Origin of the sequence: Wolbachia endosymbiont of Drosophila tristis, assembly GCF_028981745.1 — a bacterium.
In the GTDB taxonomy this organism is placed as follows: domain Bacteria; phylum Pseudomonadota; class Alphaproteobacteria; order Rickettsiales; family Anaplasmataceae; genus Wolbachia; species Wolbachia pipientis.
Genome location: NZ_JAPQLN010000067.1, coordinates 1 through 7,517, shown reverse-complemented (window position 1 = coordinate 7,517; position 7,517 = coordinate 1). Strand labels below are relative to the sequence as shown.

7 protein-coding genes are annotated in these 7,517 nt (G+C 36.8%); 5 read left to right on the top strand and 2 right to left on the bottom strand.

The window, feature by feature from the left end:
* Positions 1–330: 330 nt before the first annotated feature.
* Together OZD64_RS02585 and alaS are read right to left on the bottom strand one after the other, a co-directional pair.
* Positions 331–474, bottom strand: a complete 144-nt coding sequence (locus OZD64_RS02585; protein ID WP_153801319.1) for a hypothetical protein — start codon at positions 472–474, stop codon at positions 331–333.
* Between the two features lie 73 nt (positions 475–547).
* On the bottom strand, positions 548–3,181 hold the full coding sequence (alaS, locus tag OZD64_RS02580; RefSeq protein WP_274999244.1) for an alanine--tRNA ligase: 2,634 nt from the start codon (positions 3,179–3,181) through the stop codon (positions 548–550).
* A gap of 165 nt (positions 3,182–3,346) precedes the next feature.
* On the opposite strand from alaS, the gene OZD64_RS02575 reads away from it, so the two are divergent.
* From OZD64_RS02575 to purH, 5 genes are all read left to right on the top strand, one after another.
* Complete coding sequence (locus OZD64_RS02575) at positions 3,347–3,790, top strand: PAS domain-containing protein (RefSeq protein WP_010962890.1); 444 nt, start codon at positions 3,347–3,349, stop codon at positions 3,788–3,790.
* Positions 3,791–3,888: 98 nt separating this feature from the next.
* Entirely contained in the window at positions 3,889–4,095 is a 207-nt protein-coding gene (gene rpmI / locus OZD64_RS02570; protein WP_007548610.1) for a 50S ribosomal protein L35, read from the top strand.
* A 20-nt stretch (positions 4,096–4,115) separates the two neighbouring features.
* Complete coding sequence (gene rplT, locus OZD64_RS02565; protein WP_006279340.1) at positions 4,116–4,481, top strand: 50S ribosomal protein L20; 366 nt, start codon at positions 4,116–4,118, stop codon at positions 4,479–4,481.
* A gap of 12 nt (positions 4,482–4,493) precedes the next feature.
* A complete protein-coding gene (fmt, locus tag OZD64_RS02560) occupies positions 4,494–5,393 on the top strand; it encodes a methionyl-tRNA formyltransferase (protein ID WP_010962892.1) in 900 nt (299 codons plus the stop codon).
* An 80-nt stretch (positions 5,394–5,473) separates the two neighbouring features.
* Entirely contained in the window at positions 5,474–6,985 is a 1,512-nt protein-coding gene (purH, locus tag OZD64_RS02555) for a bifunctional phosphoribosylaminoimidazolecarboxamide formyltransferase/IMP cyclohydrolase (RefSeq protein WP_010082407.1), read from the top strand.
* Positions 6,986–7,517 lie beyond the last annotated feature (532 nt).

The following is a 7,517-nucleotide window of genomic DNA, read 5'->3' as shown; positions in this document are numbered from 1 at the left end:
AAGCGTTTAAAACATAAAAAACGCCAATATTTTAAAGCGGATAATAACCACGGGGCTTCTTTTGCCTTTTTTTTCATTTGGTAAATTTCTCAATGTTTGTGGCTGAACGACAACCGTCATCCCGCTACTTGTTAGCGGGATCTCTTGTTAGCGGCTGAGATACCGCGAATGAATCGCGGTATGACGGTTCGCGGCGGCATGAAGATAAGGTTTATACCTTGTCATCCCAGTGCTTGACACTGGGATCCAGCTTTCTTTATAAATTCACCAAAAGTGCTTCATTCTATAACGCAAAACCCATACTCACCAAATCCAATGCATTACTTGCAATTAAGTTTCCTGGATCCCAGTGTCTGGGCACTGGGATGACACCATCATAAAGGAATCAGTGTCAGCTACTTTCATGACACCATTCTTTTTCCTGGATCCAAGTAGTCGAGCTACTTGGATGACAGCTAGCCTGACAACCGTCATCCCGCTACCTGTTAGCGGGATCTATGCTAAGAGATACCGCGAATGAATCGCGGTATGACGGTGTAGACGATGGTTAAGTATCCCGCTGCTTGTTAGCGCCGCGGCGGTATGACGGTTCGTGGTGGTATGACGTAGAGTGCTTAGAAGCTGTTATTTTGCTATAAATGGCTGTAATGGCATCATCTATTTTATTGCTATCACAGCCTGTTTGTGCAAGTTCAGCATTCCCACCACAGTTCTTTTTAACTGCTATGGATATTAGTTCTTTTGCGCTAATCTTATTGATTAAGTCTTTACTTACTTTAATAATCAAGACTGTTTTATCTTTTTCTGTTGCCGTAAAAGCTATTACCGTTTTTGGTTTTTGTTGCTGCAAAACAAACTCTCTTATTACATTTGCTGGAATATCAGCGAAAGTGTGGCTTATAAAATTTATTCCATTTATTTCGGTGCTTTTTATATTCTCTGCACTCACAAGCTTTTTATATAGGTTTTTTATTTTGGTTTCGGATTTTTTGTGTTCTTGACTTAAAATACTTAATCTGCTTGTTATTTCACTCACTGGCGCTTTTACGAATTCTGCAACTTTTTTTAAGTTAATTTCATTATCACGTACATAATTGATTGCTTCCTGACCAGTTAAAGCTTCAATTCTCCTCACTCCAAAAGCAACAGAACTCTCTGTTACTATCTTAAACAAACCAATTTCTCCAGTATGTTCAACGTGTGTGCCACCACACAGTTCCCTTGAATCTCCAATCTTCACTACTCTTACTTGGTTGCCATATTTTTCACCGAATAACGCCATAGCTCCTTCGTCTATTGCCTGATTCATGCTTTGAATTTTTGTAGATGCGGAAAGATTTTCTCTGATTAGAGAGTTTACCATATCCTCTACCCAAAACAACTGATCTTGAGTCATTTGAGTGTTATGGCTGAAGTCGAATCTCAGTCTATCTGGTGCAACTAGGGAACCTTTTTGAGTGACATGATCACCTAGAATTTTTCTGAGTGTAAAGTGCAGAAGATGTGTAGCTGAATGATTTCTTCTTAAGGTTTGCCTTCTTTCCTTGTCAATGCTTGCTGCAACTGTGTTACCTTTACAAATTGAACCGAACTTAACTATGCATCTGTGCAAATATAGGTCATTAACCTTATTGGTATTCTTGACTATAATAATACTTCTATCAGATTTGATCAGACTGCCAGTATCTCCCACTTGTCCACCTGACTCGCCATAAAAAGGTGTTTTATCAAGTATAATGGTTATCTTTTCTCCCTCCTTTGCAGAATCAATTACTTCATTTTTAGAGGAAACTATAGCTAGTATTTTCGCATCACTTACTTCATTGAACTCATAACCAACAAATTTTGTTTTGCCAAATTTATTGATCAAATCAAACCATACTTGCTCAACAGATTTTTCACCAGATCCAGCCCATTTAGCACGTGCTCTCTCTTTTTGTTCTCCCATTGCATCATCAAAACCCTTCTGGTCAAAATTTATTTTTTTCTCTTTTAAAATATCAAGTGTAATATCCAAAGGAAATCCGTAGGTGTCATATAGCTTAAACGCTGATTCTCCAGGCAAAGTATCGCCCGATTTTAAATCTGTAGTGAATTTCTCCAGGAGATTGATACCTTTCATCAAAGTGTCTTTAAAGTTTTCTTCCTCTGATTTTAACGTCGTTTCTATTAAGCTTTTAGCTCTGACTAATTCAGCTCCCATATAAGCCGAACTCGTGCTATCTATCAACACTGGAAAAATACGATGGAGTAGGGAATCATTATATCCAAGCAGGTGAATATAACGTGTGGCTCTCCTAATTAATCTGCGTAATACGTAATTCCTGCCCTCATTTCCAGGAAGCACTCCTTCTGCGATGAGAAATGCAGCCGCGCGAAGATGATCTGCTATGATCTTATGCGCTATTTTATTTTCCGTTCTTCCACAGTACTCTTGTGATTTACTTATCAGAGCAGAAAATAGATCAATATCATAGTTATCATGGACGTTTTGCATAACAGCCGCTATTCTTTCAAGGCCCATTCCAGTATCGATGCATTTTTTTGGCAATTTGTGTAAATTACCTTCTTCATCTTTGTTAAACTCCATGAATACCAGATTCCAGATTTCAACAATTCTATCGCCCTCTTGTAAATTAGGACTCCCATGGTCATAAAAAATTTCAGAACATGGACCGCACGGACCAGTGCTTCCCATACTCCAAAAGTTATCATCCGTTGTAATTCTTATGATTTTATCACTTGAAAAGCCACTTATCTTACGCCAAATCTCGTACGCCTCATCATCAGTATGGTAGACGGTTATGGATAGTCTGTTTTTATCAAGAGATAACTCTTTAGTGATAAATTCCCACGCAAATTCTATCGCAGTTTCCTTAAAGTAATCACCGAAGCTAAAATTTCCGAGCATTTCAAAAAATGTGTGATGCCGAGTTGTATAGCCAACATTTTCCAGATCATTGTGTTTACCGCCTGCTCTTAGGCACTTTTGACTTGAGACAGCACGTTTCATTTCAGTTTTTTGAGCACCAGTAAAAATATTTTTAAACTGCACCATACCAGCATTTGTGAACATGAGCGTTGGGTCATGTTCTGGAATCAAAGGAGAAGAAGAAACCTGCTCGTGGTCATTATTTACAAAAAATTTTATAAATCTTTCTCTGATTTCGTTTAGCTTCATCGTTTTTATTGAGGTTATCTATAAATAATAAGTTGTAATGGAAATAAAATCAATACCACTCTCTAGATCTCAGAACTTCTAGTGACATGCACCTTGTGGTAAGAAAAAATCAATATATTCACGATAAATTTACCTCATATCTGTGTTTTATATGTGGAAATTGGAATGGAAATTTATGTAGGCAAAGAAAAAAGAATAGCAAATGTGGTGACTCAACACTGGAATGACATAAAAGGATCAGACAGAGATTGGCCAGAAAGGCATGAAATAGACACTGCAGAAATAATGGAATCATGGCAGCATTGTTTTGTCATTGAAGTCAAGGATCAAGGTTATATTTGTGAAAATGCAGGAGAAAAGGCTGTTGAATTCTATGGTTTTGAGAAAAAGACGCGCATTGATAATAAGTATGCAATTGATGCACCATTTTTGCGACTATATAAAATAGATGCAGTTATTGATAAACTTGATACTGTAATAGAGAGTAAATGCCCGATCAATGAAGAGGAAGAAAGTGAAAGTGTTAAAATGAGGCAAGTATTGTTGCCACTTGGGAATAAAGAAGGTATAACACACATATTGGGCGTAATTACTTTTAAACTCCTTTAATATACAATTTTAATTTGATTCTTTAATAAAATTATTTATACTAATGCTTAATTACTATTAAAGAACTCAATAGTAGTGCTTGTAAATTTATTTGGAATATGAAGAAAATAAAATTAAAAACCAAATCTTCTGTGAAAAAGCGCTTTCACCTTACAGCTAAGGGTAAAGTTATTTCTACTCAGTCAGGCAAAAGGCATGGCATGGTAAAGAGAAGTAAATCTAATATTCGTAATCAGCGCGGTACAACGATTCTTGGTAAATCTGACTCGCGTATAGTTAAGCTTCATATGCCTTACGGTATTTAACAAAATGGAGGTAAAATAAAATGGCTCGGGTAAAACGTGGAGTCACTACTCACGCTCGTCATAAAAAAATATTGAAACTGGCAAAGGGTTATAGAGGGCGTGCAAAAAGCTGTTATAGAATTGCATTACAAAGAGTTGAAAAAGCACTGCAATATGCTTACAGAGACAGAAGAACCCGTAAACGTGATTTCCGTAGCTTATGGATAATACGTATTAATGCAGCAGCAAGAGAGCATGGGCTTACTTATGGTAGGTTTATGCATGGTCTTACACTTGCCGGCATTGATTTAAATAGAAAAATTCTTGCTGAGATGGCAGTTAATTATAAGGATGATTTTGCCAAATTAGTAGAAACTGTAAGTGGTAAATTAGCGGAGAATTCTTAAAGCAAAAACACCATGAGAATTATTTTCATGGGATCACCAGGATTTGCTGTTAATTCTCTGAGCTTGTTACTGAAATCAAAGAGCGAAGTGGTGGCAGTATACACCAAGGCTCCAAAACCTTCGGGGCGTGGACAGAAGCCAACGAAATCTCCAGTACATGTTATCGCTGAAGAAAGTAACATAGAGGTATGTACTCCTATCTCTCTAAAGTTCTCGGCAGAGCAAGAAAAATTTAGAAATTTCAAGCCAGACGTTGCGGTTGTTGCCGCGTATGGATTGATACTTCCAAGAGAAATTTTGAATATTCCTAAATATGGTTGTATTAATATTCATCCTTCATTACTACCAAGGTGGCGTGGTGCAGCCCCGATACAGCACACAATTTTAGCAGGAGATCAAGAAACCGGGGTTAGCATTATGCAATTGGATGAAGGATTAGATTCCGGCACTATTTTAAAACAGGAAAAATTTCTTATCGAAAAGAACGATAATTACAAGACATTGCATGATAAATTATCTAAGCTAGGCAGTGATTTACTGCTGAAAGTGCTAAACGAAATTGAAAAACAGCTTCCCTTAAAACAGAACGATAACGATGCATGTTACGCTGACAAAGTGGAAGACTATAAAATTTATGCAAGTGATGCTTGTGAAGTTGCTTATAGAAAAGTTAAAGCGTTTTACCCAAAAGCATTCATTAAGATAGAAAATAAACGTATCAGGATACTTGATGCTGACTTTGAAGCTCTCGCTTCAGAACAAGGTAAGATTGTTAACGATAATATGCACATAAGTTTAAAAGGTGGCACTTTAATTCCTAAAGTTGTACAAATGGAAGGGAGAAATCCTTGCAGTATTGAAGATTTTATTCGTGGCTTGAAATCAAGCATGGTAAAAAAATTTATAGAATAGGCTGCTTTAAATTAGTGTAGAAATGTAATAGCTAAATTTCCTTTTCTTAGATATAATCTTAAAAAACTTTCCATATAAAAATGAAAATAAAAAGAGCTTTAATATCAGTATACGATAAAACGAATATAATTGATCTTGCATCGTTTTTAACGCAGCAACAAATAGAAATTCTTTCAACGGGCAATACTTATAAAGTGCTATCTAGTGCAGGAATAAAAACACAAGAGGTCTCAGATTACACACAATTTCCAGAGATACTGGGTGGTAGAGTAAAAACTTTACACCCTAAAATTCATGGAGGCATACTTTGCAATAGAGAAAAACACAAAACGGAAATACAAAATCTAGGTATTGAGCCAATAGAACTGCTTATAACTAACCTATACCCATTTTGGGAGACAGTAAGTAGCGGCTCAAATGAAGAGCAAATTATAGAACAAATTGATATCGGCGGAGTGGCGTTAATTAGAGCTGCAGCAAAAAACTTTCGTTTTACTTCAGTTATTTCTAGCATTCAAGACTATGAAGCACTGAAAGCTGAGATGATAGAAAATAACAATAAAACAACATTGGAATATAGAAAACACTTAGCAACCAAAGCATTTGCTCTCACTGCACACTACGATTCTAATATTCACAGTTGGTTTTTATCCCAGAGTAAAAATAATGAGTTACCAGAGTTTTTTGCTCTATACGGGCATAAAGTACAAGAACTCAGGTATGGTGAAAATCCCCATCAAAAAGCTGCATTTTATAGTAATCAATTTACAGAATATCCGTTGGAAAAACTACATGGAAAAGAGTTGAGTTATAATAATATAGTAGATATAGAATCCGCACTTAACATAACTTCTGAATTCGAAGAACCTGCAGCAGTGATAATCAAGCATAATAACCCATGTGGCGCTGCTATTGGTAATAATGCTTTGGAGGCATATGAAAAAGCTCTATCGTGCGATGAAGTAAGCAGTTTTGGTGGTATAGTTGCCTTAAACCGGGAGATAGATTTAAAGCTAGCAGAAAAATTAAACGAGATATTTTTGGAAGTAGTGATAGCACCATCGGTAAACAATGAGGCACTAAAAATTTTACAAAGAAAGAAAAATTTAAGAGTGATTATTCATAAATCTTTTCAACAAAATGTGAAATACCAAACTAAAAATGTTGTTGGTGGGTTTTTGGTGCAAGAAAATAATGACCACACAATAAAAGCAGAACAAGTAACAGAATGCACTGCAACAGACAAAGAAAAAAAAGATCTTATTTTTGCCTGGAAAATATGTAAGCATGTGAAATCCAACGCAATAGTTATAGCAAAAGATGGTTGTGCTATTGGCATCGGTGCAGGGCAAACAAGCAGAATAGATAGTGTGAACATTGCAGTGAAAAAAGCAGGTGAAAAATGTAAAGGTGCAGTGCTTGCTTCAGATGCATTTTTTCCATTCCCAGATAGCATAGTAGAAAGTGCAAAACATGAGATTACAGCTATAATTCAGCCCGGCGGCTCGCTGAAAGATCAAGATGTGATAAAAGCTGCAAATGAAAATAAAATTGCTATGTTTTTCACTGGCGTTCGCAGTTTTTTCCATTAGGCTTTGTGTCTTATCGTCATACCGCCACAAACCGTCATACCGCGATTCATTCGCGGTATCTCTCAACATAGATCCCGCTAGCGGGATGACAAATATACCGCCGCGGCGCTAACAAGAGATCCCGCTAACACGTAGCGGGATGACGAGCTTATCGTGCTGCCATGAACCGTCATGCCTCTGCGAACCGTCATACCGCGATTCATTCGCGGTATCTCAGCCGCTAACAAGCAGCGGGATGACGGTTGTCGTTTAGCTATAAATGTTTAAGAAATTTACTAAATGAAAAAAAAGGCAAAAGAAGCCCTGAGGTTATTATCCGCTTTAAAATATTGGCGTTTTTTATGTTTTAAACGCTTGACAAGCGAGATTCAGCCGCTTTTAATTGCAACTAACCTACGCTGCAAATGTTTAAGAAATTGACTAAGCAGAAAAAAAGACAAAAAATCCCCGAGTTAGCTAGTCTTTTACTATCTCTGTCGAGTATTGGCATTTTTTGATGTCTTGTAACGCTTTATAAGCGCGTTCAGCTTAT

What these genes read in the sequence shown, in the direction of transcription:
- OZD64_RS02585 (WP_153801319.1), bottom strand. Translation starts at nt 474, where the DNA reads ATGACGGTTGTCAGGCTAGCTGTCATCCAAGTAGCTCGACTACTTGGA.
- alaS (WP_274999244.1), bottom strand. Translation starts at nt 3,181, where the DNA reads ATGAAGCTAAACGAAATCAGAGAAAGATTTATAAAATTTTTTGTAAAT.
- OZD64_RS02575 (WP_010962890.1), top strand. Translation starts at nt 3,347, where the DNA reads ATGGAAATTTATGTAGGCAAAGAAAAAAGAATAGCAAATGTGGTGACT.
- rpmI (WP_007548610.1), top strand. Translation starts at nt 3,889, where the DNA reads ATGAAGAAAATAAAATTAAAAACCAAATCTTCTGTGAAAAAGCGCTTT.
- rplT (WP_006279340.1), top strand. Translation starts at nt 4,116, where the DNA reads ATGGCTCGGGTAAAACGTGGAGTCACTACTCACGCTCGTCATAAAAAA.
- fmt (WP_010962892.1), top strand. Translation starts at nt 4,494, where the DNA reads ATGAGAATTATTTTCATGGGATCACCAGGATTTGCTGTTAATTCTCTG.
- purH (WP_010082407.1), top strand. Translation starts at nt 5,474, where the DNA reads ATGAAAATAAAAAGAGCTTTAATATCAGTATACGATAAAACGAATATA.